Consider the following 23,726-nt stretch of genomic DNA (forward strand, 5'->3'; position numbering starts at 1 on the left):
ACCATGAACCCGCTCGCCGCCACCATCGCCACCATCGCCGCCATCGCGCTATCGCTGCTCTCCGCGGCATCGCTGTATGCCGCTTCGAGACATTGCCGCTGGCCGGCATGGCGGCGGCATGCCGCGCGCGGCAAGCTCGTCGTCGGCGTGCTGGCGATCGCGTCGCTGTGGGTGTGGATCGCGCAGCTCGGCGTGGGTGCCGGACTGTGCGCGATGCTGGGGACGTGGATGCTGGGGTTGATGGCGTTCCCGTATCTCGCATGGCGCACCGGCGCGGAAGACAACGGAGGAACCCGCTGATGTGGTCGCGCGCGTTCGCCGGGATCGTGCCGGGCTTCCTGTTGTCGGCGGGCGTGGTCGGGCTGGTCGCGTGGTCCCTGCCGGGCCCGTGGCAGGCCACGATCGTTCCCGGAATCATCGCGTTCTTCATCGTGTGGATCGCGGTGATGGGCGCGAGCTTCCAGTTCGCCAACGGCAAACGCGCGTGGGCGTGGCTGGGCTCGCTCGCCGCGGTGTCGCTGGGCGCGCTGTGGCTGCTGCAATGGCTGCGCTGGATCGAGTGAGGCGGACATGAAACTTTCCTCCAACACGCTGCGCACGTTCACCACGCTGCACACCTGGGTCGGGCTCGTCGCGGGCTTCGGATTGTTCGTCGCGTTCTACGCGGGCGCGATCACCATCTTCCACCACGACTTGCAGGCATGGCAGTCGCCGCACGGCATCCACGCCACGTCGCAGACGCTCGCGCAGGCGCAACACCTGCTCGACGAAACGCTGGCGCGCCATCCCGACGCGCGCAAGCACGTGGGCATGGTGTTCCCCGGCGAGGAATACCCGGTCACCGCGACCTACTGGCCGGATGCGAACGGCACCTGGCACTACGCCACGACCGAGCATCCCGAAGGCACCGGCGAGATGCCCGGCGGCGTGCTGTCGGAACTGGTCAACGCGCTGCATTACTCGCTCGGCATCCCGGTGGCCGGCACGTACCTGATGGGCATCGTCAGCCTGTTGTACGGGCTGGCGCTGATTTCCGGCGTCGTGATCCACCTGCCCAAGCTCGTCGACGACCTCTTCGCGCTGCGCCCCGGCCGCAACCTCAAGCGCATGTGGCAGGACGCGCACAACGTCATCGGCGTGCTGAGCCTGCCGATGCACATCATGTTCGCCGTCACCGGCGCGCTGCTGTGCCTGGCGATGATCGTGATGCTCGCGCTCAACCCGCTGGTCTATCGCGGCCAGCTGATGACCGCGCTCGGCCCGGCGATGGACACCGCGCCGGTGATCGCGCCGGCCGGTCGCGAGCAGCCGATCGGCTCGCTGGCGATGTGGCGCGAGCGCGCGATCGCCGTGGCGCGCGAGCAGGGCCTTGCCGATTTCGAACCCGCCTACCTCAAGCTCGCCAACGCCGGCGATGCGAACGCGACGGTGGAAGTCACCGGCGAATCGTCGGGCACGCTGGGCCCGCCGGGATCGGTGGCGATGAACGCCAACACCGGCGAGGTGCTCGCCACGCAGCTGCCCGGCCAGCGCGATGCGAACCACGCCACGCTCGCCTCCGCGTACGCGCTGCACTTCGGCGAATTCGGCAACGCCTGGGTGCAGTGGCTGTACTTCCTGCTCGGACTGGGCGGCGCGTTCCTGTTCTATTCGGGCAACCTGTTGTGGATCGAATCGCGCCGCAAGCGCCGCCAGGCCGAACAGGGCCGCGCGCAGCTGTGGATGGCGCGCGCGACCGTCGGCGTGTGCATCGGCGTGTGCGTGGCGATCTCGGTGGCGTTCATCGCGACGCAGCTGCTGCAGTCGCCGGCGCTGTCGGGCGTCGGACTCGCCTTCGGCGTGAACGCCGCGTGCTTCGCGACCTGGGCGCTGTGCGCGCTGTGGGCCGCGCTGCGTCCGCCGATCCGCGCCGCGCAGGAACTGCTGTGGGCGGCGGCGTTCACGACCGCGTTGATCCCCGCCGCGCACGGCGTCGTCACCGGCGCGTGGTGGTGGGCCAGCGCCGCGGCCGGGCAATGGTCCCTGTTCGCGATCGACGCGGGCGCGATCGCGATGGCGGTCGGCTTCGCATGGCTCGCCCGCGTGACCGCGCGACGCATGCGCGAAGGCGAAGCGAACAGCGTGTGGGCGTTGGCGCCGGCGGCGGTCGCCGCGCGCGTCGAAGCGCCGCAGCCCTGAACGGGCGCGTGGCGAACGCGCCATCGCCGATGGCCCGACGCCGCGCCTGAAGCCTGCGTGGCATCATCGGCGGCCGGGAATTTCGATCATCCGCTGGACCGGGCGCAGTTCCGCCGCCCGGCGCATCGGGCGGGCGTGGAGCTCTATCGGGCGCACATCGTGCGCCATGCCTTCGAGCCGCACACGCACGAGGCGTACGGCCTGGGCGCGATCGAAACCGGCGTGGAGCGGTTCCGCTATCGCGGCAGCGATCACCTGGCGCCGCAGGATTCGCGGGTGATGATGAATCCGGACGTGCTGCATACCGGCCGCGCCGAGACCGACGGCGGCTGGCGCTATCGCATGGCCTACATCGACGCGGAGGTGGTGGAGACCGTGACCGGGCAGCGCGGACTGTGGTTCCGCGATGCGGTCGAGCACGATGCGCCGCGCGCGCGGCGGGTCACCGGACTGCTCGATGCGTTGTGGTGCACCGATGAACCGCTGGCCTTCGACGGGCTGATGGTGGAGCTGCTCGACGCGTTCTCGGACCAGGCGCGCGCCGCGCGTCCGGTGGAGCGGCACGCGTCGCCGCGCTTCGCGCGCGTCGTCGAGTACCTGCGCGACAACCTCGCGCGGCGACTCACGCTGGATGAACTGGCGGCGGTCGCGGAGCTGAGCCCGTTCCATTTCCTGCGCGCCTTCCGCGCGCAGTACGACGCCACGCCGCAGCAGATGCTGATGGCGCTGCGCTTGTTCGAGGCGAAGCGGCGGCTGGCCGGCGGCGTCGCGCCGGCGCAGGTGGCGGTCGAAGTGGGCTTGAGCGACCAGGCGCACCTGACGCGGGCGTTCGCGCAGCGGTATGGGGTGACGCCGGGGCGGTATCAGAGGCAGGTGCGGGGTTGAGCTCTCGATCTCCTCCTTCTCCCTTCGGGAGAGGATGCCCGAGGGCGGATGGGGGGAACGGAGGATCAAGGCTGCAACCCGCCTCACTGCGCTGGTGGTTGTGCGCTTCCACTTCGTTGCCCTCACCCACCTCTCCCGCAGGGAGAGGGGCTCAGACCGCAATCTCGTTCAATACACCTAGCCCACAAAGCCCCACGCTGCGCCCATGTGGACCGGAACCCTCTACGCCCTCGCCGCCGGCCTGATGTGGGGCCTCGTCTTCGTCGCGCCGCTGCTGCTGCCGGAGTACCCGGCGACGCTGCAGTCGGTCGGGCGTTACCTCGCCTTCGGGCTGATCGCGCTGCCGCTGGCGTGGATGGACCGCGCGGCGCTGCGGCGCCTGTCGCGCGCGGACTGGATCGAGGCGCTGAAGCTCGCCGCCATCGGCAACCTGCTCTATTACGTGTGCCTGGCCAGCGCGATCCAGCGCGCCGGCGCGCCGCTGCCGACGATGATCATCGGCACGTTGCCGGTGGTCATCGCCATCAGTGCGAACCTGCGCGACCACCGCCGCGACGGCCGCCTGCCGTGGCGGCGGCTGGCGCCGTCGCTGCTGCTGATCGCGCTCGGCATCGCCTGCGTCAACCGGGTCGAGCTGCAAGCGCTGCGCGCGCAGCCCGATGCCAGCGCCGCGCGCTACCTGCAGGGTGCGCTGCTGGCGGTGGTCGCGGTGGCGTGCTGGACCTGGTACCCGCTGCGCAACGCCGACTGGCTGCGCGCGCATCCGGACCGCAACCCGCGCACCTGGGCCACCGCGCAGGGCGTCGCGACCCTGCCGCTCGCGTTCGTCGGATACGCGCTGCTGTGGGCCGGGATGGCCGCGGTGGGCAGCGACTTCGCGATGCCGCTCGGCCCGCGTCCGTGGTTCTTCCTCGGCCTGATGGCGTGCATCGGACTGTTCGCCTCGTGGCTCGGCACGATGTGCTGGAACGCCGCCAGCCAGCGGCTTCCCACCGCGCTGGTCGGCCAGCTGATCGTGTTCGAGACGCTCGCCGCGCTCGCCTACGCCTTCATCCTGCGCGGGCGCGTACCCGAACCGCTGACCCTGGCCGGCATCGCGCTGCTGATCGCGGGCGTGATGTGGGCGGTGCGGATCCGCCCGGAGCCGGTCGCCGCCGAAGGCCATGCGGGCTGAACTCCGCCGGCTGAACCTCGCGGCCTGAACGCGCCTTTTCGCGCGGCGTGAAGGCCGCCGCGGTTCCGCCATCACGCGCGAGCCGCTACGATCCCCGCACGGCGCGGCGAAGCATCGCGCCGCCTGGGATGGAGCGCACGGGGAAGCGCATGTCGACGAGACTCCTGATCGTAGTGCTGTCGCTGGCGTTGGGCGCGGTGAGCGGCGCGTTCGGCTGGTCGCTGATCGCCGGCAAGCGCCAGGCCGCCGCACTCGCCGCCGCGCGCGAGGAAGGCCGCAAGGCCGCCGAGAAGGCCTACAGCGACGAGATGGCCGCGCTCAAGCCGGTCAGCTTCGCAAAGGCGGCCGATGCCGACAGCAAGGCCGGCGGCGTGCAGTTCGGCTACGAATACGTGAAGCCGAAGAACCCCGAGCTCGAACCGTTCTACAAGCTCGCGCACGACACCGACATGCTGCGCCACATCCCCGAGGTGCAGGCCATCGACGGCATGCTGATGCTGCCGCGCCCGATCAACTACGTCACCGCCGAATGCGGCGAGGTCAACGCGTTCTATTCGCCCGAACGCAACGAAGTCGTCATGTGCTACGAGACCATGCAGGTGCTCGAGCAGCGCGGGCGCGAACTCGCCGCGCACAACAAGCTGCCCGACACCTACGCGCAGCAGTACCTGGATGCGAACTTCCGTTTCATCCTGCTGCACGAGACCGGCCACGCGCTGATCACGCTGCTGGAGATCCCGATCACCGGCCGCGAGGAAGACGCGGTCGACCAGCTCGCGACCACGCTGATGCTGCGCTTCGCCGGGCTCGACGAATCGACCACCACCGTGACCGAGAACCTGCGCATGGCGTCGAACTGGTTCCTCGCGCGCAGTACCGGCGAGTACAACCTCGACGCCTACGCCGACCAGCACGCACTGGGCGAGCAGCGCTATTTCAACCTGCAGTGCCTGCTGTACGGCAGCGATCCGGCGCGTTACCTGAGCATCGTCACCGACGGCGACCTGCCGGAGGCGCGCGCCAAGGGATGCCCGGAGGAATCGCGTCGCGTCAGCCGCTCGTGGCTGCGCCTGCTGCTGCCGTACGTGGCGCCCAAGTACGAGATGACCGAAGAGAAGGCGAACCGCCTGTTCGAACAGCGCGACCGCGAACGCGAGCGCAACACGGACCGGTCGTACATCCGCTGAAGCCGGGCGCGCGCGGGGAAGGAACGGGCGCCGGGCACGCGGGGTGCGCCGTTCACGGCTACCGGCCCTGATCACTCGTTCCCCGTTTCCGGTCCTTCGTCGTCCCAGGCCCGCGTTCGTCGCAGTCGCGCTTCCGCCCCGCCCCGGGGCCGCTATGCTGCGCCGCATTCCATCGTGTCGGGACGTTTCGTGCTCAAGGGTCTGGCCTTCGTACTGCGCATCGCCGCCGCCTGGCTGCTGGCGTTGCTGGTCGTGTCGGCCATCTGGAACGAACTGCCGGTGCTCGGCCGGCACGATTGGCTGCTCAGCATCGCCGGCATGGCGACGATGGCGCTGGTCGTGGTCGCCGCGTCCTCGCACCTGGGACGCGTGCGGCTGATCGCGGGACGCGTCGACAAGGAAGCGCTGGACAACCGCCAGCGCCGGCAGGTGGAAGTCCCGTTCGATGCGGGCGAGGCGTTCGACCTGGTCGAGGCCGCCGTGCGCGAGCTGCCGCGCGTGCAGCAGGTCGAAAGCGCGCGCGACAGCCTGCAGCTGCGCGCGATCGTCGAACGCCCCGACAACGACGGCGACTACCCGCTGGGCCGCTGGAACCCGATGCGCTGGTTCGGCGTGCCGCGCAACCGCATCCACGCCACCGTGGTGCCGGGCCACGACGCGGCCAGCGTCACGCTGATCTGCGAACCCGAAAGCCCCACGTGGAGCGACTGGTTCCTGGTCGATGAAGGCACCAACTTCGAGAACGCCGAGGCGATCGCGCGCGCCATCAGCCGGCGCGTCGCGCAGCGCCGGCGCGACGAGAAGTCCGAGGCCGCGCAGACCGCCACCGAGAAGGAACTCACCGTCGCGCGCCTCAACCTGCTGCACGCGCAGGTCGAACCGCACTTCCTCTACAACACGCTCGCCAGCGCGCAGCTGCTCACGCGCAGCGATCCGGCGCGCGCCGACGAGATGCTCGGCCACCTCATCCAGTACCTGCGACGTTCGCTGCCGAGCACCGACAACGAGATGTCCACGCTGGGCGTGGAACTCGAACGCGCGCTGGCCTATCTGGAAATCCTCAAGATCCGCATGGGGTCGCGACTGTCGGTGCAGGTTGATGTGCCCGAATCGCTGCGCGCCACGCCGCTGCCGCCGATGGTGTTGCAGACGCTGGTGGAGAACGCGATCAAGCACGGCCTTGAACCGCGCACCGGCGGCGGCACCGTGTGGATCCGCGCGCGCCGCGTGGACGACGTCGTCGCCGTTACCGTCGCCGACGATGGCGAAGGCTTCAACACGAAGACCAGCGGCACCGGCATCGGCCTGAAGAACGTGCGCGAACGCCTGCGCCTGCTGTATGGCGCGAGCGCGGCGCTGTCGGTGGTCGCGAATTTCCCCAGCGGCGTGGCCGCGACCATCTCCGTGCCGCCCGCGATTCCGACGGAGAACCGTCATGTCTGAGACGACGCTGTCCGAGCGTGCTTTCACCTGCATCGTCGCCGAGGACGAGACGCTGCTGCGCGAGGCGCTGGTGAAGCAGCTGCGCGAAGCGTGGCCGGAACTGCAGATCCTCGCCGAATGCGAGGACGGCGCGAGCGCGCTCGAAGCCCTGTCCGAACACACGCCGGGCGTCGCCTTCCTCGACATCCGCATGCCGGGCATCACCGGGCTCGAAGTCGCCGCCGCTGCGGCGCAGGTTTCGCCGCGCACGCAGATCGTGTTCGTCACCGCGTTCGACCAGTACGCGATCGACGCCTTCGAACGCGGTGCGGTCGATTACCTGCTCAAGCCAATCTCGCCCGCGCGTCTTTCCACCACCGTGCAGCGCCTGAAGGAGCGCACGGGCCAGAACGACGCGGCCGTGCTGGCCGATCTGCTGCAACGGCTCGGTGCGCGACCGGCCGCCGCCACGTCGACGCCGCTGACCTGGATCACCGCCAGCGCCGGGCGCGAGACGCGGCTGATCCTGGTGGACGAAGTCGCCTACTTCCGCGCCGACAACAAGTACACCACCGTCGTCACCGCGGAAGGCGAAGCGCTGCTGCGCACGCCGATCCGCGAACTGCTGGGCGTGCTCGATCCGAACACGTTCAAGCAGATCCACCGTTCCACCATCGTCAACCTCAAGGCGATCGCCGGCATCGTGCGCGACGACACCGGGCGCGGCACGGTGCGCCTGAAATCGCGGCCCGAAACGCTGCCGGTCAGCGCGCCTTTCATGGCGCTGTTCCGCCACATGTAACACCGACGCTTCCGGCAACGGATCGCCATTCCATCTGCGAGGTGCACCATGAAGTTCCAGGCGCTGTTGTATTTCGTGCTGTCGATGTTCGGTTGCGACGTCGGACGAAGCACGTTCGTCGACCGCATCGTGCATGACGGCGCGGCCACGCTGGAGAGCCGCGCGGTGGTCGAAGCCGGCATCGCGCGCTTCGAATGCCTGCGCAGCGCGAGCGGGCAGTGCTACTACACGCTGTTCCCGCGCGATTGTTCCGCTTCGAACGGCAAGGATGCGGGCTGCCTGACGAAGCCGATCCGGCAGTTCGCCGTCGCCGATGGCGACACGAGGCAGATCGCGGGGCTGCGGGATTTCCGGTTGTGCGTGAGCGATGAGAATGGCGCTGCGGCGCCGGCTTGCCCGGTGGCGAAACCGACCGCGCGCTGACCGCTCTTGTAGCCCGGGTAAGCGAAGCGTACCCGGGGAAACGTTCCGAGAGGCTTCGGGTGCGCTTCGCTAACCTGGGCTACAAAGGCTGGTAAGCGAAGCCACCCGGAAGTTGTCGCACAAACGACGCGCCATCGCGCGTCACTTCACCCCTCCCCAATCCTCCCCTGCAAGCAGGGGAGGGTGACGGTGGCGACGGACCCTCAGAGGGCCGCCAGCGCCGCGTTGAACGTTTCGCTCGGACGCATCGCCTTGGCGAGCTTGCCCATGTCCGGGTGGTAGTAACCGCCGATGTCCACCGGCTTGCCCTGCGCGGCGATCTGCTCGTCGACGATCTTCTGCTCGTTCGCTTCCAGCGCGTCGGCCAGCTTGCCGAATCGCGCGGCGAGTTCGACATCGCTCGTCTGGTTCGCCAGCGCGCGTGCCCAGTACATCGCCAGGTAGAAATGGCTGCCGCGGTTGTCGATGCCGCCGACCTTTCGCGAGGGCGACTTGTCGTTGTCGAGGAACTTCGCGTTCGCCTCGTCCAGCGTGTCGGCCAGCACCTTTGCGCGCGCGTTGCCGGTATGGTTGGCGAGGTGTTCCAGCGAGGCGGCCAGCGCGAGGAACTCGCCCAGCGAATCCCAGCGCAGGTAGTTCTCCTCGACGAACTGCTGCACGTGCTTCGGCGCCGAACCGCCGGCGCCGGTCTCGAACAGGCCACCGCCGGCCATCAGCGGCACGATCGACAGCATCTTCGCGCTGGTGCCCAGTTCCATGATCGGGAACAGGTCGGTGAGGTAGTCGCGCAGCACGTTGCCGGTGACCGAGATCGTGTCCTTGCCGTCGCGGAAGCGCGAGAGCGAGAGCTTCATCGCCTCCACCGGCGACAGGATGCGGATGTCCAGGCCTGCGGTGTCGTGGTCCTTGAGGTAGCGCTCGACCTTCGCGATCAGGTTCGCGTCGTGCGCGCGCTGCGGATCGAGCCAGAAGACCGCCGGCGTGTTCGACAGGCGCGCGCGGTTCACCGCGAGCTTCACCCAATCCTGGATCGGCGCGTCCTTGGTCTGGCACATGCGCCAGATGTCGCCGGCTTCGACCGTGTGCTCCATCAGCACGTGGCCGGCGTCGTCGAGCACGCGCACCACGCCGTCGGCGGGGATCTGGAAGGTCTTGTCGTGGCTGCCGTATTCCTCGGCCTTCTGCGCCATCAGGCCGACGTTGGGCACCGAGCCCATCGTCGCCGGATCGAACGCGCCATGCGCCTTGCAGTCGTCGACGACGGCCTGGTAGATGCCGGCGTAGCAGCGGTCGGGAATGATCGCCTTGGTGTCCTGCAGCTTGCCGTCGGTGTTCCACATGCGGCCGGAGTCGCGGATCATCGCCGGCATCGACGCGTCGACGATGACGTCGCTGGGCACGTGCAGGTTGGTGATGCCCTTGTCGGAGTTCACCATCGCCAGCGACGGGCGACGCGCGTATTCGGCGGCGATGTCGGCCTCGATCGCGGCGACGGTTTCCGGCGGCAGTGACGGCAGGCGCGCGTAGAGGTCGCCGATGCCGTTGTTCGGGTCGAAGCCGGCGCGGGCCAGCACGTCGGCGTGCTTGGCCAACGTGTCGCGATAGAAGCGCTTGACCACGATGCCGAACATGATCGGATCGGACACCTTCATCATCGTGGCCTTCAGGTGCAGCGAGAACAGCACGCCGCGCGCGAGCGCGTCGTCGATCTGCGCATCGACGAAGGCCGACAGCGCCTTGGCGCTCATCAGCGAGGCGTCGATGACTTCGCCGGCCTGCACCTTGATGTTGGTCTTGAGCATGCTGCGGCGGCCGTCGCTGCCGGTGAGTTCGATCGAGACCGTGCCAGCCTTGTCGATCACCTTGGACTGCTCGCTCGCGTAGAAATCGCCGGCGTCCATGTGCGCGACGTGCGAGGCCGAATCGGCGCTCCACGCGCCCATGCGGTGCGGATGCTTGCGCGCGTAGTTCTTCACCGAAAGCGGCGCGCGGCGGTCGGAATTGCCTTCGCGCAGCACCGGGTTCACCGCGCTGCCCTTGACGCGGTCGTAGCGCGCCTTGATGTCGTTTTCCTGCTCGCCCTTGGGCTCTTCCGGGTAATCCGGCAGCGCGTAGCCCTGCTGCTGCAGTTCGGCGATGGCGGCCTTGAGCTGCGGCACCGACGCTGAGATGTTGGGCAGCTTGATGATGTTCGCGTCCGGCGTGGTCGCGAGCTGGCCCAGTTCAGCCAGGTCGTCGGCGATCTTCTGGTCCGGCTTCAGCAGTTCGGGGAACTGCGACAGGATGCGGCCGGCCAGCGAGATGTCGCGCGTTTCCACCGCGATGCCCGCCGGCGCGGTGTAGGCCTCGATGATCGGCAGCAGCGACTGCGTGGCCAGGAACGGCGCTTCGTCCGTCAGCGTGTAGAGGATCTTGGGCGTGTTGGGCATGTCGGCGTGACTCGCTAGCGGAAGACGGGGGCGGGTGCGCGGCTCGTCGCGGCGTGGCGCCGGCGCGGCCTGTTCGACGCGCGCGCCTGGGCGACGCGCAACCCCGGCATTGTCGCGGTTTCGATGCAGCGCGGCAAAGCGCGTGGGCGCAACAGTGAGGCGCGCGCGGGGAGCATGTGACGCCGTTCGCGAGGGTATGGCGCGAACGGGCGCTGCGAGAACTACGGGGGCGCGGTCAGGCCGCGCCGCAGCACTTCTTGTATTTCTTGCCGCTGCCGCACGGGCAGGGTTCGTTGCGGTCGGGCGTGGCTTCGCGGCGGATGGGCTCGCGCGGCGTCAGCGTGTCGATGCGCAGGTGGTGCAGGTCGGCGAGCATGCCCGGAAGCGAGGCGATGATCTCCAGGCGTTCGCGGTAGCTCACCGGCTCGCCGGGCTGTTCGGGATCCTCGCCGACGATCTCGCCGCTGGCGAGGCGGTCGAAGCGCAGGAAGATCTCCTCGACCCAGTCGTGTTCGTCGAGCCAGCGGTCCCAGGCGATCTCGCTCAGCTCGACCGCGCGGAAGAAACCGAAGGCCCAGTCGCGGCCGACGTCGAGTTCGTCGTCCTGTTCCTCTTCCGGATCTTCCGGCAACCACAGCAGCGGGGCGAGATGGTCGGGCAGGTCGTCGTCGCCGTGGCGCACGCGCTGGTTGGCCATGTTCCAGTGGCCGAGCAGCAGGGCCTCGACCTGCTGGCGTTCCTCCTCGTCCTTCCAGCGCGGCGGCGTGCCCCACACGGCGGTCTGCCACTGCTCGAAGGGGATCGTCTCCGGCCCGACGGCCAGCGCCGAGAGATAGCCGTCCAGCGCCTCGAGGTTGAAGCCCTTGAACGGCACGGCGCGCTGGTCGAGCAGCTCGGCCAGGCGTTCGATCTGATCGTCGTCGAGGTAGTTGGGGGCAGCGGGTTTCATGGCGGCTCGGGCTACGCGGGGGCGGGTCATGGTAGTCGCAGTGGGGTTGTCTCGCCGAGAATTCGCGCATGAGCTCCGTGAAATCCACCCCGATCGCGCCTTCGGCCGCATGCCCCTGCGGTCGCGGCCGTCCCTACGGCGAATGCTGCGGCCCGCTGCACGCGGGCGCGGCGGCTCCCGACGCGGAGGCGCTGATGCGTTCGCGCTACAGCGCGTACGTGCTGGGCGACGTGGCGTACCTGCTGGCGAGCTGGCATGCGGACACGCGGCCGGACGCGCTCGACCTGGGCGACGTCGCCGGGACGCGCTGGCTGGGGCTGGACGTGAAGCGGCACACGCCGGTGGATGCGGACCACGCGATCGTGGAATTCGTGGCGCGATACCGCGTCGGCGGCGGCTCGGCGTTCCGGCTGCATGAGATCAGCCGTTTCGTGCGCGAGGACGGGCGCTGGTTCTACGTGGACGGGGTGCTGCCGGCGCGGTGATGCGCGCGCGGCGCGTGCCGGCAGGTACCTTCAAGCACACAAAAAAAGGGCGCGGTAGGGAGCCGCGCCCATGCTTGCCCACCCGTGGGTGGGGGAGAGAGACGATTACTTCACCTCGAAGTCGCGCGTCTGCACGACGGCGCCGTCGAGCATGACTTCGAGCTTGTACTTGCCGGTCGGGAACCCCTTCGGGCTGTTGATGCTGAAGACCGTCTGGCCCGGGCCGGCGAAGTTGATGTCGGCGGTGTCTTCCTTGACGGTCTGGCCGTCCTGGAAGGTCCACTTCGCGCCGAGCTTGGCCGGCACCGCGGCGGCCGGATCGGACGTGGTCGTGCCCACCGAGGCGTTGATCGTGTCGCTCGGCTTGAACGTCGCGGTCGGCGCGGCGACCTTCTTGTCGGCGCCGACGCTGGAGCCCAGATCGACCGTGGTGACCGACACCGTCGCGGCGGGCGCGGGTGCCGGAGCGGGCGCAGGCGCGGCCGGTGCGGTCGTCGCCGGCGGCGTGGTGGTGACGGCGGGTTCTTCTTCCTTCTTCTTGCAGCCGACCAGGGCCACCGACACGAGCAGCGCGGCGGCGATGGCGGTATGCAGGCGGTTACGGGTCGTCATCGAAACTTCTCCTGGGAAGGGCTGGGGCGGTGGGCTGGCGGCGTCATTCGCCGGCCGGCGGAATGCGCAGCACCTGGCCGGGCTGGATGCGGTCGGGATCGTCCAGCTGGTCGCGGTTCGCGTCGAAGATCGCGTTCCACCTGCTGGCCTTGCCGTAGAACTGCTTGGCGATGTGCGAAAGCGTGTCGCCCTTCTGCACGGTGTACGTCTGCGCTTCGCCCGCGGTGGCGGACGTGATCTGCTCGGTGGAGCTGATCGAAGACTGGACGTCGCCGAAATCCGGCTTGATCTGCTCCGTGCTCTCGACGTTGCTCTGCACGTCGGAGAAGTCGGCCTTCTTGTCCGGTGTGGTCACGTGGGGTGTCTCCTGCGCAATGGCGGAGGCACCTTCGCACGCGCCCTGTTAAGGGTAGGTAATCGGAATGCGCGGAAATTCCGCGTTGACGCCGCTCGTCATTGCCGTTCGTCGCGACCCGGCGCCGGGCGCTCGATTCCGGGCGTCGCGCGCCACGGATTGATGTCCAGTCCGCCGCGCCGGGTGTAGCGCGCTTCGACCGACAGGCGCTGCGCGCCGGTGCGTGCGACGAGATCGACGAACACGCGCTCGACGCACTGCTCGTGGAACTCGGCGTGGTCGCGGAACGAGACGAGGTAACGCAGCAACGCGGCGCGATCGAGCTTCGGGCCGTGGTAGTCGATCACGATGCGCGCCCAGTCCGGCTGCCCGGTGACGGGGCAGTTGGACTTGAGCAGCGAGCTGGTGAGCGTCTCGGTCACCACGTGCGAGGCGTCGGCGGCGAGGTGGTCCGCATTCGGCGGGCCGTAGTCGTCGATGTCGATGTCGAGCGAATCGATGCAGTCCATCACCGCGTTGTCGGGCGCGGCTTCGTCGATCGGCGGCAGGCCGAACTCGACGTCGACCGGCGCACCGGCCACGCGCGTGAGGTCTTCGACGATGCGCGCGCGCACGTCGGCTTCCGATGCGAAGCGCGAGGCGTTGAACGAGTTGAGGTAGAGCTTGAGGGACTTGGATTCGACCAGGTTCGGCGAAGCGGCCGGCACCGTGATCGTCGCCGTGGCCACGCGCGGCTTGCCGCGCGCATCGAGCCAGCTCAATTCGTAGGCGTTCCAGCGATCCACGCCGATGAAGGGCAGGGCGCCCGCGTCGATGCCGATGTGGTCGCGGCCGAGCGATCGGGCGATGGGGAACAGCAGGCTCGCGTCGTACTCGCGCGGGTAATCGACGTGTCGGCCGAGGGGGAGATCGTGGTTCATCGCGCGATTTTACCTGCCGCGCCGGCGCGTCCTTCGCACGCGCGCGCTTTGCCGAAACGGGCGTCGGACTCCCGCGCCACATCGAAGTTCCTGCACCTGCCAGTTCAGTATTCAGGTTAAATTTGAGTTAGGTCCGGATACTCCCTCGGCACCGGCGCCACTCGCGTGTCCCCCAAGGCGCCGGATCCAGAACAAATAAAGAGGCTGAGACCTTATGAAGCGTTCCCTGCTTGCCCTGACCCTGCTGGCCGCGCTGCCGTTCGCCGCGTCCGCTGCGGAAAACGTGTCGTACAACTACATCGAAGGCGGCTACGTCGGTACCAGCACCGACACCATCGGCGGTTTCAACGACACCCCGGACACGGACGGCTGGTCGGTCGGCGGCTCCGGCGCCATCGCGCCGAACTTCCACCTGTTCGGCAACTACAGCAGCCAGGAGTTCGACCACAACTTCGGCGACCTGGACCGCTGGCGCCTGGGCGTGGGCTACAACCACGAGATCAACTCCAGCGTCGACCTGCTCACCCGCGTCGCCTACGAGAAGGCCGAGTTCGATGCGATCGACCTGGACGGCTGGAGCGTGGAAGCCGGCGTGCGTGCGGGCCTGACCCCGAACATCGAAGCCTTCGCGCTGGCCGGTTACGAGGACTACGACCAGGGCGTCGACGGCGAGTTCTACGGCCGCGTCGGTGCGCAGGTGAAGTTCAACCAGACCTGGGGCATCAACGGCGAAGTGAAGTTCGTCGACGGCTACACCGAGTACTTCGTCGGCCCGCGCATCAGCTTCTGATGCCGACCCCGCGGTAACACGACAACGCGTCTCTCTCCCCCGATGTCGTGACTGGAAGCCCGGCCTGGCCGGGCTTCTTTTTTCTGGCCGCCGTGCTGGCCGCCGTGCCGTATGTCGCGTCCGCGAACGACAACGGGCTCGACTACACCTGGCTGGAAGGCGGTTACGTGGGTTCGCGCTACGACCTGCATACCGCGACACTCGACCCGGCGAGCGGCTCCTTCGACACCCGCGTCGACACCAGGACCGCCGACGGTTGGGCGGTGCGTGGCGCTGTCGCCATCGCGCCGAACTTCCATCTGTTCGGCAGCTACATCACCCAGGATTACCCGATCACCGACGCCGAGGAATGGCGGGCGGGCGTCGGCTATCGCCACGGCATCTCGTCGAAGACCGACCTGCTGACCGGCATCGCGTACCAGAGATCCGGCGACGACTTCAGTTCCCACGACGGATGGAGCGTGGAAGCCGGCGTGCGCGCCGGGCTGACGCGAATCGAAGGCTACCTGCTGGCCGGCTACCAGGATTACGACGGCGGCATCGACGGCGAGGTCTACGGTCGCCTCGGCGCTCAGGTGAAATTCAATCCAATGTGGGGCATCAGCGCCGAAGTGATGTCCATCGACGGAGACAACCGGTTCTTCATCGGCCCCCGCGCCAGTTTCTGACACGCGACGCAAGCGCCTCTCCGCACTCCCGCAAAGCCCGGCCACGCCGGGCTTTTTCCTTGCGCCGGTAGACCACCGGACGGCCATTGTATTAACGGATTCTTCACGCTATCGTGCGCCCACCGCTGCAATGGCGGCCAGGGATTCATCACCAAAAGGACCAGGGGAATCATGAAGAAGCGTTTCGTTCTGGCTGCCATGCTGGCGGCCGTGCCGTTCGTCGCCTCCGCGCAGGACAACGGCCTGAGCTACACCTACGTCGAAGGCGGCTACAACCAGCTGCGCATCGACCATGACGAGGACGAGCTCCTCGGCGATTTCGACGCCGACGGCGCCTACCTGCGCGGTTCGGTCGCGATCAGCCCGTCGTTCTATCTGTTCGGCAGCTACGCCAGCGGTGAGGACAGCGACAGCGTGAGCATCGACCTGGGGCTCGACGAGGTCTACGAGGCGAAGGTCGACGACGAGCTGACCACCACCGAGTTCGGCGTCGGCTACCACATGCCGATGGGCGAGCGCGTGGACTTCATCGGCGAGCTGGCCTACTTCCGCATGGAAGAGGAGTTCAAGATCTCCGACGAGGAAGGCACCGTTTCGGACAAGTGGCACGTCAATGGCGGTCGTGCGTCGGTCGGCCTGCGCGGCGGCAACGAGCGCGCCGAGGGCTGGGTGAAGGTCGGTTACCTCGACGCCAGCGACTTCAGCGGCAACTTCGTCGGCAGCGTCGGCGGCCAGTTCAAGTTCAACCGCACGTGGGGCGTGGTCGGCGAAGTGGAAGTCTTCGACGAGCTGTCGCACTACATGGTCGGCGTGCGCGCCAGCTTCTGATCGAAGCCGGATGCAGCACCGGAAAGACCCGGCTCCGGCCGGGTCTTTTCGTATGCGACGCCCGCCTCATGCCGGACGCACGCTTTCATGCGAAAGTCCGGCTCGCGTTTGTGCACCTTTCGGGGATCGGATGAAGAAGCAACTCGCACTGGCGGTGGCGCTGGCCGCCGCGCCGTTCGCCGCGCTTGCCGGCGGCCACAGCTATACGTACATCGAAGCCGGTTACGCCCGGCTCGACCAGGAACTGCCGTCGCCGGCGGGGTTCGACGTCGACGACATCGAAGCCGGCGGTTTCTACCTCGCCGGGTCCGTGGCGGTCGCGCCGTCGGTCCACGTGTTCGGCGCTTACCGTGATGGCGACGACGACGTGGGCATCTCGCTGCCGTCGGGTGGCGAGATCGCCAGCGCCGGCGTCGACATGTCGCAGGGCGTGCTCGGCGTGGGCTGGCACCACGACCTGCGCGAGCGCACCGACCTGGTCGCCGAGCTGAGCTGGCTCAGCACGAAGATCGACGTGGAAGACGACCAGGAAGGCGCCAACGACGGTGACGACGTACGCGCGGCGGTCGGCGTGCGACACCTCATCGCCGACAACGTCGAGCTGTGGGTGAAGGGCAACTACACCGATGGCGACGTCTACGACGGCGCCTTCAGCGCCAGCGCCGGCCTGCAATACAAGCTCACCCGCAACTGGGGCCTGGTGGCCGAAGCCGAAGGCGGCGGCGACACGGCGATGTTCGGCGTGGGCGTGCGCGCGAGTTTCTAGGAACTTCACCGCAACGAAAAAGCCCGGCCTTGGCCGGGCTTTTGTTGATGACAGTGCCAGCGATCAGCCGAACAGGTTGCGCGGATACTCAGGCTTCTGTTCGCGCGACAGCAGCAGTTTCAGTCCTTCGCCCGGCGTGATGGCGCCATGCAGGACGCATCGCACCGCGCTGGAGATCGGCAGCTCGATGCCGTGACGTTCGGCCTGGCGCATGACCTCGTCGGCGGTCTGCACCGATTCGACGACCTGGCCGATTTCGCGGACGGCGTCCTCGATCGACTGGCCGCGACCGAGCGCGAGGCCCAGACGCCGGTTGCGCGACAGGTCGCCCGTACACGTGAGCACCAGGTCGCCCAGCCCCGCCAGGCCCATCAGTGTTTCCGCCTTGCCGCCGATGGCATGGTTCAGCCGCAGCATCTCGTTGAGGCCCCGGGTGATTAGCCCGGCGCGGGCGTTGAGGCCCAGCTGCATGCCGTCGGCGACGCCGGTGGCGACCGCGAGGACGTTCTTCATCGCGCCGCCGAGTTCGGCGCCGAGCATGTCGTTGCCGGTGTACGCGCGGAACGCCGGGCCGTGCAGCGCATCGGCCACGCCTTGCGCGAACCGCGCGTCGTTGCCGTGCACCGTCAGCGCGGTGGGCAGGCCCTGCGCGACTTCCTTCGCGAAGGAGGGGCCGGTCACCACGGCCAGCGGCACGTCGGGACCGAGCACCTCTTCGGCGACTTCATGCAGGAACCGGCCGCTGCCGGGCTCGAAACCCTTCGTCGCCCAGGCCACGCCCGCGTGTGCCGGGCGATGCGGCGCGAGCGTGCGCAGCGTCTGCGCGAAGGCGTGCGAGGGCACGACGACCAGCACGAAGTCGGCGTCCTTCAGCGAGCCGGCGAGGTCGGTGGTCGCGCGCAGGGACGCCGGCAGCGGAATGCCGGGGAGGTAGCGCGGGTTCTCGTGGCGGGTGTCGATGGCCTCGATGCAGTCCGCATCGCGACCCCACAGCACGGTCGGATGACCATGCCGTGCGATCAGGGCCGCCAGGGCGGTGCCCCAGGAACCCGCGCCGAGCACCGCAACGCGCGGAAGTGCGTTCGCTTCCATGCCGCGGGCGCGATCAGGCGTTGCCGGCGGTCTCGGCGTCGGCCAGACCCGACTGCTGCTGCGCGGCGCGCTGGCGCAGGCCTTCGGCGTAGAGCGCGTCGAAGTTGATCGGCTGCAGGTAGAACGGCGGGAAGCCGCCGGCCTGGATCAGGTCGCTGATCAGCTGGCGGGTGTACGGGTACAGCACGTTCGGGCAGTGCGTGCCGAGCATCGCGTCCAGCGTCTGCGCGTCGAAGCCGACCAGGCCGAACACGCCGGCCTGCTTCACTTCCGCCACGTACAGGGTCTTGTCGCTGGCGGTGCAGGTCAGGGTGATGCCGAGGACCACCTCGAAGGCGTTCTCGTTCAGGCGCTGCACGCTCTGGTTGAGGTTCATCTGCAGCTGCGGCTGGGCCTGCTCGTTGAAGATCGCCGGGCCGCCCGGAACCTCGAAGGAGACGTCCTTGACGTAGATCTTCTCGACGGTGAACGCCGGGCCGGTGTTGTCGGCGGACGCGGCATTGCCGTTGACGTTTTCTTCGGACATCTCGTGACTCCAGGCAATTAAAAATGCGGAAAGTGGTCGATTATGGCACGCGTCCACGGCGTGCCCGGCTGTTCAGACTGCGTGGGCGAGGGCGCCCCGACGAGCCCGAAGGCTGTCCCCAATGACCGGTGTTGGGGCGCGCGCGGCGTCGATCAACCCCTGCGCGGCGCGGCAAAGTCGCGCGATCAGGCGCGGCCCTTCACCAGCGGCAGGTCGGCCGACTGCCAGGCGCCGATGCCACCGTCCAGCCAGTACACCTGCTTGAAGCCGGCCTTCTTCAGGCGCTTGGCGGCATCCGCCGAGCCCTGTCCGTTGCGGCACACCACCACCACCGGCAGCTCCTTCGCGTTGGCGAGCAGCTTGTTTTCCGGATCGAACTGGCTGGGCTGCACCGACTTGCTGCCGGCGATGTGGCCCTTCTCGAAGTCGTTGCTGGCCGACAGGTCGATCACCAGCGCGTTCTCGCGGTTCATCAGCCCCGTCAGCTCGGCCGGGCGCAGCGCCTTGTAGCCGCGGAACAGGCGCGCGATCTCGGTGTAGAGGATCGCCAGGGTCAGGCCGGCGAGCGCGAGCGAGAGATAGAGGTGGCGCTCGGCGAAGGCCAGCAGGTCTTGGAAGGTCACGGCATCACGCGGCGGAAATCAGGGGGCGGGATTGTCGCAAAAAAGCCAGGAACGAGTGGGGAGGAGTGAGAAACGAGGGGACACCGTCGACCGCTGGGGCGCTTTCCGCTTCCCACTCGTTCCAGCCATCCGGCGTTACTCGCCGTCCCACAGGTCCGGCAGGCCGGTCACCAGCCACCAGTTCTTGGAGGTTTCGTCCCAGCGCCATTCCTCGCGGTAACGGACGGTGCGCTCGGCCTGGGTATGGCGGTTGACCACGCCGATCTCGACGTCCCGCAGCGCCACGCCGCCCTTCTTGTCGGCCGAGCTGTTGCGCTCGCGATAGGCGGTGATCTGCACCTGTTCGTAGCGCTTGAGTTCCAGGTCGGAGACCGGATGCTCCTCGCGGTAGCCCGGTTCGATCAGGCTCAGCGCGCCCTCGAAGTCGCCCCAGCGGATCGCCCCGGACCAGGCGTACTGGTTGGCCTGGAGCTTGTCCATCTTCCCGCGCGGCGCCGCGACGCCGGTGATGGCGAACAGCGCGGCCAGCAGGGCCGCGATCAGCGTTACGGTCAGGCGCATCGGGCGTTCCCCCTTCGAACTGACGGCCATCCTAGCCGGTCGGCGTGGCCGTGGCCCGCGGTTTGGCGATGGCGACATAGCGGGCGGTGAACTCCGTCGCGATTCCGCCGTCGGGCAGCTTCGCGCGGGCGACCAGGCCGATGCGGGCACGGCCGCGTTCGCGCAGGGTCGCGATGAAGCTCGGCCACGCGGCGTCGGGGGCGAGTTCGGCCTCCACGTCCAGGTCGGCGAACAGCGGCGCAAGGTAGCGGATCTGGCTGTCGGCGACGAAGACCTCCGCTTCCAGCCCGGCCTCCTCGACGTGCAGCGACACCAGCCCCCACGAGGCGAGCGTCATCATCGACGCGAGGCTGCCGCCGAACGCGCAGCCCTTGTCGTTGACGTGCGTGGACAGTGGCGCGTGCAGGCGCAGGCGGTGGCCGTCATAGCCGGCGACGACGACGTCCATCGCCGCGACGGGCGGCATCGACTGGTAATGCCGGTGCAGGCGGGCGAGGGCGTCGGAATGATCGAGGCCGGCGTCGCCGGCGGAGGTATGCGGATCGGAAGGCATGCGGATCGTGGGGGAATGACGAACGGTCGGCGCGGTCGGGCCGCTATGCTGGTGCGATGCCCGATCCCGCGACGCCCGGATGGTACGTGATCTCGCTGCGCGCGCGCGGCGAGCACGCGCCGCTGCGCGCCGCGGCTGCGAAGGCGGGTGCGGGACTGATCGCGATTTCGCCCTGGCGGTTGCTCCTGCGCGACGACGCCGCCACGCGCGAACGCCTGCGCGAAGCGCTGGCCGCGCCGCGCGTGGTGTTCACCAGCCCCGTCGCGGTCCGCGCCGCGCGGCGCCTGCAACCGCTGCGCACGCTGGACGGGCAACGCTGGTTTGCCGTCGGCGCCGGCACCGCGATGGCGCTGCGGCGCGCCGGCGTGGCCGGGGTCGACGCGCCGCAGCGGATGGACAGCGAAGGCCTGCTGTCCCTGCCCGGGCTCGCGGAGCTTCACGGGCAGGACGTCGGCTTCGTCACCGCACCCGGCGGACGCGGCGTGCTGGTGCCGGCGCTGGAAGCGCGCGGCGCGCGCGTGATTCGCGCCGACGTGTACGAACGCGAGGCGGTCACGCTGTCGCCGCGCCCGCTCGCACGACTGGCGGAACTGGACGCACCGGCGAAACTCGCGCTGTCGAGCGCGCAAGCGCTCCAGCTCGTCATGGACGCGCTGCCCGAACCGCTGCGCGATCGCCTTCGCCGCACGCAGGCCATCGCCGCCAGCGAACGCCTCGCCGAGCTCGCCCGCGCGCAGGGTTTCACCGACATCGTCCTCGCACGCAGCGCGCGTCCGGCCGACCTGATCGAAGCCGCGGCGCGCCCGTCCACGAAGTGACGCGCGTCGCCATCCGGTAGCATGGCGCCTTCCGTTCGCCGAGCCCGCCGTGTCCGCCACCCCCACCCCGACCGAGCCGCCCGTCCGCCGTTCCCATGGCTGGATCGCGTGGCTGCTCGTCGTCGTGTTCGCCGTCGCGGCGGGTGCATGGGGCTGGAAGGAATGGCAGGCGCGCAGCGCGCTCGACCGCGAACAGCAGGCCGACGCCGGCCAGCGCCTGGACGCGCTGGAAGGCCGCATCGACGCGATCCGTCGCGACCAGCGCTCGCAGCTGCAACGCCTGCAACAGGCCGATGCGACCAACCGCGTATTGCGCGATGAAGTGCTCGGCATCGGCCAGCGTTCCTCGCTCATCGAGGACACCGTTTCGAAACTCGCCGATCCCGATCGCCATGGCGAGCAGGCGCTGCGCCTGGACGAAACCGAACTGCTGCTCAACATGGCGCAGCAGCGGTTGCTGATCGCCGGCGACCTGGAAGGCGCGCGTCGCGCCTACGTGCTGGCCGGCAACGTGCTCGACGGCATCGACGATCCTGCCTACCTCAGCCTGCGCCAGACCCTGCAGCAGGAACGCGCCGCGCTCGACGCGCTCGCGGCCGAGCCGCGCGTGCGCGCGATGGCCGAACTGGATGCGTTCGCCCGGACGATCAGCACCGCGCCCGTCGAAGCGCGGACGAACATGCCCGTCGATGCGCCGTGGTGGCGGCGTGCGTTCGCCACCCTGATCGACGTGCAGCCGAGCGACCGCACCGTCGCCGTGCAGCCGGCCGATCGCATCGCGGCGGCGGCGGGATTGCAGCTGGAGATCTCGCTCGCGCGTGCCGCAGCCGAACGCCGCGACGAAGCCGGCTTCCGCACCGCACTGCAGCGCGCCGACGGATGGATGACGCGCCTGTGGCCGCCGTCGCCGACGCTCGACAGGCAGCGCGCGCAGCTGCACGCGATCGGCGCGCGCGAGCTTTCACTCGCGCTTCCGACGCTGGGCAGCACACTGCAGCAGTTGCGCCAGTTGCGCGCCGCGGGTTGATCGTAGCCGCGCCCGCGCTCTTCGCCGGATGCCCCGGCACGCACGAACACATCGACGACCCCGCGACAAGGAGCCGCCCATGAACCTGTTCCGCAACGTGCTGTTCTGGATCGTGCTGGCGCTGGTCGGCGCGCTGGTCGCGCAGTTGCTGGTGCTCGATCCGGGCTACGTGCTCGTGCGCTACGGCGGCAACGACTACACCACCAATGTCCCGAAGGCGATCGCGCTGCTGGTGGTCGCGCTGGCGGTGCTGTGGGTGCTGTGGAAGCTGGTGACGCTGCCGTTCGTGGCGATGCGCCGGCACCGCCGCCGGCAGTCGCGCGCGCGCCTGATCGACGGCTTCGACGCGGTGCACCGCGGCGAATGGAGCCGCGCGGAGAAGCTGCTCGAACAGGCGTCGCAGGAGCGCGATGCGCTCGCCGTCGGCCGCATCCATGCCGCGCGCGCGGCGTGGGCGCGCGGCGACGAAGCCGCGGCGCGCGCGCATCTGGCCGCGATCGGCACCGATCATCCCGCCTCACGCGCGGTCGCCGAAGCCGAGTTGGCGATGTCGCAGGGGCGTGCGGGCGACGCGCTGTCGATCCTCGATGCGCCGTCCGCGACGCCACTGCCGCCGCGCGGGCTGGTGTTGCGCGGCGAGGCGCTGGCGGCGCTCGGCCGCAGCGGCGAAGCGTACGGAACGCTCGGCGCGTTGCGCCAGCAGCAGGCGTTGTCGAACGAACGCCTGTCCGCGCTGGAAGCGCAATGGGCCGCGGCGTCGCTGCGCGAAGCGGCCGACGCGAACGTGCTCGCCGATCGCTGGGAAGCGCTGCCGAAACCGCTTCGCACCGATCCCGCCACCGTCGCCGCCTATGCCGAACGCGCCGCCGCGATGCGCTGGGACGAAGCGGCCACGCGCAGCGTCGAGCAGGCGCTCGATACGAACTGGGACGAATCGCTGGTCGCGCTGTACGGCCGCCTGCCGGTGAATCGCTACGACCAGCGCCGCGCCACGGCAGAGCGCTGGTTGCAGGCGCATCCGGCGAGCCCGGCGCTGCTGCTCACGCTCGCGCGGCTGGCGCGCGCCCAGGGTCAATGGCCGCAAGCCGAACAGTACCTGCATCGCGCGCTGGCACAGGGCGCCAACAGCGAAGCGTGGGAAGAACTCGGCGACGGTTTCGCGACGGCCGGCGAGGAAAAGCTCGCGCGCCACTGCTACGCCAACGCGCTGCGCGCCGCGCGCGGCGAAGCGACGGAACCGCTGCCGGGCCGCGACATGCGGCAGACGATCTTCGACCAGGCGGTGGTGGAAGAGCGCGATGCGCACGGGATGCCGCGTCTGCGCGAGTAGTGCGTGCTGTCGCGGTGATTTCGACGAATCGCCCCTCGATGGCTCAGCGCTAACCGCCGTATATCCTGTGCGGCGCCCGGATGGACTGTTCGCCAGCAACCGCAAGCGTTTTTGTAGCCCGGGTAAGCGAAGCGCACCCGGGGCGCACGTCAGAAGCAACAGCGAAATGGGTTCCAGCTTTCGCTGGACGTGATGTGGTGTGCCGGCAGGAGTGCCCGCACGCTGGGCCTGGGTCCCGGCCTTCGCCGGAATGACGACGTTCTTGGGACGGCGACCTTCCCGCGATGACGATGCCGCTCCTGTAGCCCGGGTGCGCGAAGCGC

The 23,726-nt window shown here is 69.1% G+C and carries 27 protein-coding genes; 17 read left to right on the forward strand and 10 right to left on the reverse strand.

Translation table 11 applies throughout. From position 1 onward, the window contains the following. Positions 1-3: 3 nt before the first annotated feature. The 9 genes from I4U41_RS14950 to I4U41_RS14990 all read left to right on the forward strand — a co-directional run bounded on the left by I4U41_RS14950 (position 4) and on the right by I4U41_RS14990 (position 8,071). Complete coding sequence (locus I4U41_RS14950; RefSeq protein WP_206861967.1) at positions 4-300, forward strand: hypothetical protein; 297 nt, start codon at positions 4-6, stop codon at positions 298-300. Continuing rightward, a complete protein-coding gene (locus tag I4U41_RS14955) occupies positions 300-563 on the forward strand; it encodes a hypothetical protein (RefSeq protein WP_206861968.1) in 264 nt (87 codons plus the stop codon). Before I4U41_RS14950 ends, I4U41_RS14955 begins: the two co-directional genes overlap by 1 nt. A gap of 7 nt (positions 564-570) precedes the next feature. Next, on the forward strand, positions 571-2,178 hold the full coding sequence (locus I4U41_RS14960) for a PepSY-associated TM helix domain-containing protein (protein WP_206861969.1): 1,608 nt from the start codon (positions 571-573) through the stop codon (positions 2,176-2,178). 57 nt (positions 2,179-2,235) lie between these two features. After that, complete coding sequence (locus I4U41_RS14965; RefSeq protein WP_320415201.1) at positions 2,236-3,063, forward strand: AraC family transcriptional regulator; 828 nt, start codon at positions 2,236-2,238, stop codon at positions 3,061-3,063. Positions 3,064-3,268: 205 nt separating this feature from the next. Continuing rightward, complete coding sequence (locus I4U41_RS14970) at positions 3,269-4,237, forward strand: DMT family transporter (RefSeq protein ID WP_206861970.1); 969 nt, start codon at positions 3,269-3,271, stop codon at positions 4,235-4,237. A 149-nt stretch (positions 4,238-4,386) separates the two neighbouring features. Then, positions 4,387-5,424 carry a DUF4344 domain-containing metallopeptidase gene (locus I4U41_RS14975; protein ID WP_206861971.1) on the forward strand — a complete coding sequence of 346 codons (1,038 nt, stop codon included), beginning with the start codon at positions 4,387-4,389 and terminating at the stop codon, positions 5,422-5,424. Positions 5,425-5,613: 189 nt separating this feature from the next. Next, positions 5,614-6,867 carry a sensor histidine kinase gene (locus I4U41_RS14980; RefSeq protein WP_320415211.1) on the forward strand — a complete coding sequence of 418 codons (1,254 nt, stop codon included), beginning with the start codon at positions 5,614-5,616 and terminating at the stop codon, positions 6,865-6,867. Continuing rightward, a complete protein-coding gene (locus I4U41_RS14985) occupies positions 6,860-7,648 on the forward strand; it encodes a LytR/AlgR family response regulator transcription factor (protein ID WP_206861972.1) in 789 nt (262 codons plus the stop codon). The genes I4U41_RS14980 and I4U41_RS14985 overlap by 8 nt, the downstream gene beginning before the upstream one ends. Positions 7,649-7,696: 48 nt before the next feature. Then, on the forward strand, positions 7,697-8,071 hold the full coding sequence (locus tag I4U41_RS14990; RefSeq protein ID WP_206861973.1) for a hypothetical protein: 375 nt from the start codon (positions 7,697-7,699) through the stop codon (positions 8,069-8,071). A gap of 203 nt (positions 8,072-8,274) precedes the next feature. On the opposite strand, the gene I4U41_RS14995 is transcribed toward I4U41_RS14990, so the two are convergent. Next, positions 8,275-10,500: an NADP-dependent isocitrate dehydrogenase gene (locus I4U41_RS14995; RefSeq protein ID WP_206861974.1), complete on the reverse strand. Its 2,226-nt coding sequence runs from the start codon at positions 10,498-10,500 to the stop codon at positions 8,275-8,277. Between the two features lie 235 nt (positions 10,501-10,735). Then, positions 10,736-11,449, reverse strand: a complete 714-nt coding sequence (locus tag I4U41_RS15000; RefSeq protein WP_206861975.1) for a UPF0149 family protein — start codon at positions 11,447-11,449, stop codon at positions 10,736-10,738. A 68-nt stretch (positions 11,450-11,517) separates the two neighbouring features. Here I4U41_RS15000 and I4U41_RS15005 point away from each other — a divergent pair, with 68 nt between their 5' ends. Next, positions 11,518-11,934, forward strand: coding sequence for a YchJ family protein (locus I4U41_RS15005; protein WP_206861976.1), 417 nt, complete (start codon positions 11,518-11,520; stop codon positions 11,932-11,934). A gap of 105 nt (positions 11,935-12,039) precedes the next feature. Here the strand turns inward: I4U41_RS15005 and I4U41_RS15010 are convergent, their stop codons facing one another. The 3 genes from I4U41_RS15010 to queF all read right to left on the reverse strand — a co-directional run bounded on the left by I4U41_RS15010 (position 12,040) and on the right by queF (position 13,821). Next, positions 12,040-12,546 carry a hypothetical protein gene (locus I4U41_RS15010; protein ID WP_206861977.1) on the reverse strand — a complete coding sequence of 169 codons (507 nt, stop codon included), beginning with the start codon at positions 12,544-12,546 and terminating at the stop codon, positions 12,040-12,042. Between the two features lie 43 nt (positions 12,547-12,589). Then, positions 12,590-12,901 (reverse strand): LysM peptidoglycan-binding domain-containing protein, encoded by a 312-nt coding sequence (locus I4U41_RS15015; RefSeq protein ID WP_320415202.1) that lies wholly within the window; start codon positions 12,899-12,901, stop codon positions 12,590-12,592. A 98-nt stretch (positions 12,902-12,999) separates the two neighbouring features. Next, positions 13,000-13,821, reverse strand: coding sequence for an NADPH-dependent 7-cyano-7-deazaguanine reductase QueF (gene queF / locus I4U41_RS15020; protein WP_206861978.1), 822 nt, complete (start codon positions 13,819-13,821; stop codon positions 13,000-13,002). 214 nt (positions 13,822-14,035) lie between these two features. On the opposite strand from queF, the gene I4U41_RS15025 reads away from it, so the two are divergent. From I4U41_RS15025 to I4U41_RS15040, 4 genes are all read left to right on the forward strand, one after another. Beyond that, on the forward strand, positions 14,036-14,611 hold the full coding sequence (locus tag I4U41_RS15025) for an outer membrane beta-barrel protein (RefSeq protein ID WP_206861979.1): 576 nt from the start codon (positions 14,036-14,038) through the stop codon (positions 14,609-14,611). 47 nt (positions 14,612-14,658) lie between these two features. Beyond that, positions 14,659-15,279, forward strand: a complete 621-nt coding sequence (locus tag I4U41_RS15030; protein WP_320415203.1) for an Ax21 family protein — start codon at positions 14,659-14,661, stop codon at positions 15,277-15,279. A gap of 171 nt (positions 15,280-15,450) precedes the next feature. Beyond that, a complete protein-coding gene (locus I4U41_RS15035; RefSeq protein WP_206861980.1) occupies positions 15,451-16,107 on the forward strand; it encodes an outer membrane beta-barrel protein in 657 nt (218 codons plus the stop codon). A 130-nt stretch (positions 16,108-16,237) separates the two neighbouring features. Beyond that, the gene (locus tag I4U41_RS15040; protein WP_206861981.1) at positions 16,238-16,873 is read left to right on the forward strand and encodes a hypothetical protein; all 636 of its coding nucleotides are present in this window, start codon (positions 16,238-16,240) and stop codon (positions 16,871-16,873) included. Between the two features lie 63 nt (positions 16,874-16,936). Here the strand turns inward: I4U41_RS15040 and I4U41_RS15045 are convergent, their stop codons facing one another. The 5 genes from I4U41_RS15045 to I4U41_RS15065 all read right to left on the reverse strand — a co-directional run bounded on the left by I4U41_RS15045 (position 16,937) and on the right by I4U41_RS15065 (position 20,228). Further along, positions 16,937-17,965, reverse strand: a complete 1,029-nt coding sequence (locus tag I4U41_RS15045; protein WP_206861982.1) for an NAD(P)H-dependent glycerol-3-phosphate dehydrogenase — start codon at positions 17,963-17,965, stop codon at positions 16,937-16,939. Positions 17,966-17,978: 13 nt separating this feature from the next. Continuing rightward, on the reverse strand, positions 17,979-18,491 hold the full coding sequence (gene secB, locus I4U41_RS15050) for a protein-export chaperone SecB (RefSeq protein ID WP_206861983.1): 513 nt from the start codon (positions 18,489-18,491) through the stop codon (positions 17,979-17,981). Positions 18,492-18,676: 185 nt separating this feature from the next. Beyond that, a complete protein-coding gene (locus tag I4U41_RS15055; protein ID WP_206861984.1) occupies positions 18,677-19,114 on the reverse strand; it encodes a rhodanese-like domain-containing protein in 438 nt (145 codons plus the stop codon). 135 nt (positions 19,115-19,249) lie between these two features. Then, positions 19,250-19,675 (reverse strand): hypothetical protein, encoded by a 426-nt coding sequence (locus I4U41_RS15060; protein ID WP_206861985.1) that lies wholly within the window; start codon positions 19,673-19,675, stop codon positions 19,250-19,252. Between the two features lie 31 nt (positions 19,676-19,706). Beyond that, the gene (locus I4U41_RS15065) at positions 19,707-20,228 is read right to left on the reverse strand and encodes a YiiD C-terminal domain-containing protein (protein ID WP_206861986.1); all 522 of its coding nucleotides are present in this window, start codon (positions 20,226-20,228) and stop codon (positions 19,707-19,709) included. 86 nt (positions 20,229-20,314) lie between these two features. Between I4U41_RS15065 and I4U41_RS15070 the strand changes: the two genes are divergently transcribed. The 3 genes from I4U41_RS15070 (at position 20,315) to I4U41_RS15080 (ending at position 23,403) form a co-directional block, all read left to right on the forward strand. Beyond that, complete coding sequence (locus tag I4U41_RS15070; protein WP_320415204.1) at positions 20,315-21,046, forward strand: uroporphyrinogen-III synthase; 732 nt, start codon at positions 20,315-20,317, stop codon at positions 21,044-21,046. Between the two features lie 49 nt (positions 21,047-21,095). Continuing rightward, complete coding sequence (locus tag I4U41_RS15075; protein ID WP_320415205.1) at positions 21,096-22,073, forward strand: uroporphyrinogen-III C-methyltransferase; 978 nt, start codon at positions 21,096-21,098, stop codon at positions 22,071-22,073. Positions 22,074-22,152: 79 nt separating this feature from the next. Further along, positions 22,153-23,403: a heme biosynthesis protein HemY gene (locus I4U41_RS15080; protein ID WP_206861988.1), complete on the forward strand. Its 1,251-nt coding sequence runs from the start codon at positions 22,153-22,155 to the stop codon at positions 23,401-23,403. Positions 23,404-23,726: the final 323 nt, after the last annotated feature.

Origin of the sequence: Lysobacter changpingensis (assembly GCF_017308985.1) — a bacterium.
In the GTDB taxonomy this organism is placed as follows: domain Bacteria; phylum Pseudomonadota; class Gammaproteobacteria; order Xanthomonadales; family Xanthomonadaceae; genus Lysobacter_J; species Lysobacter_J changpingensis.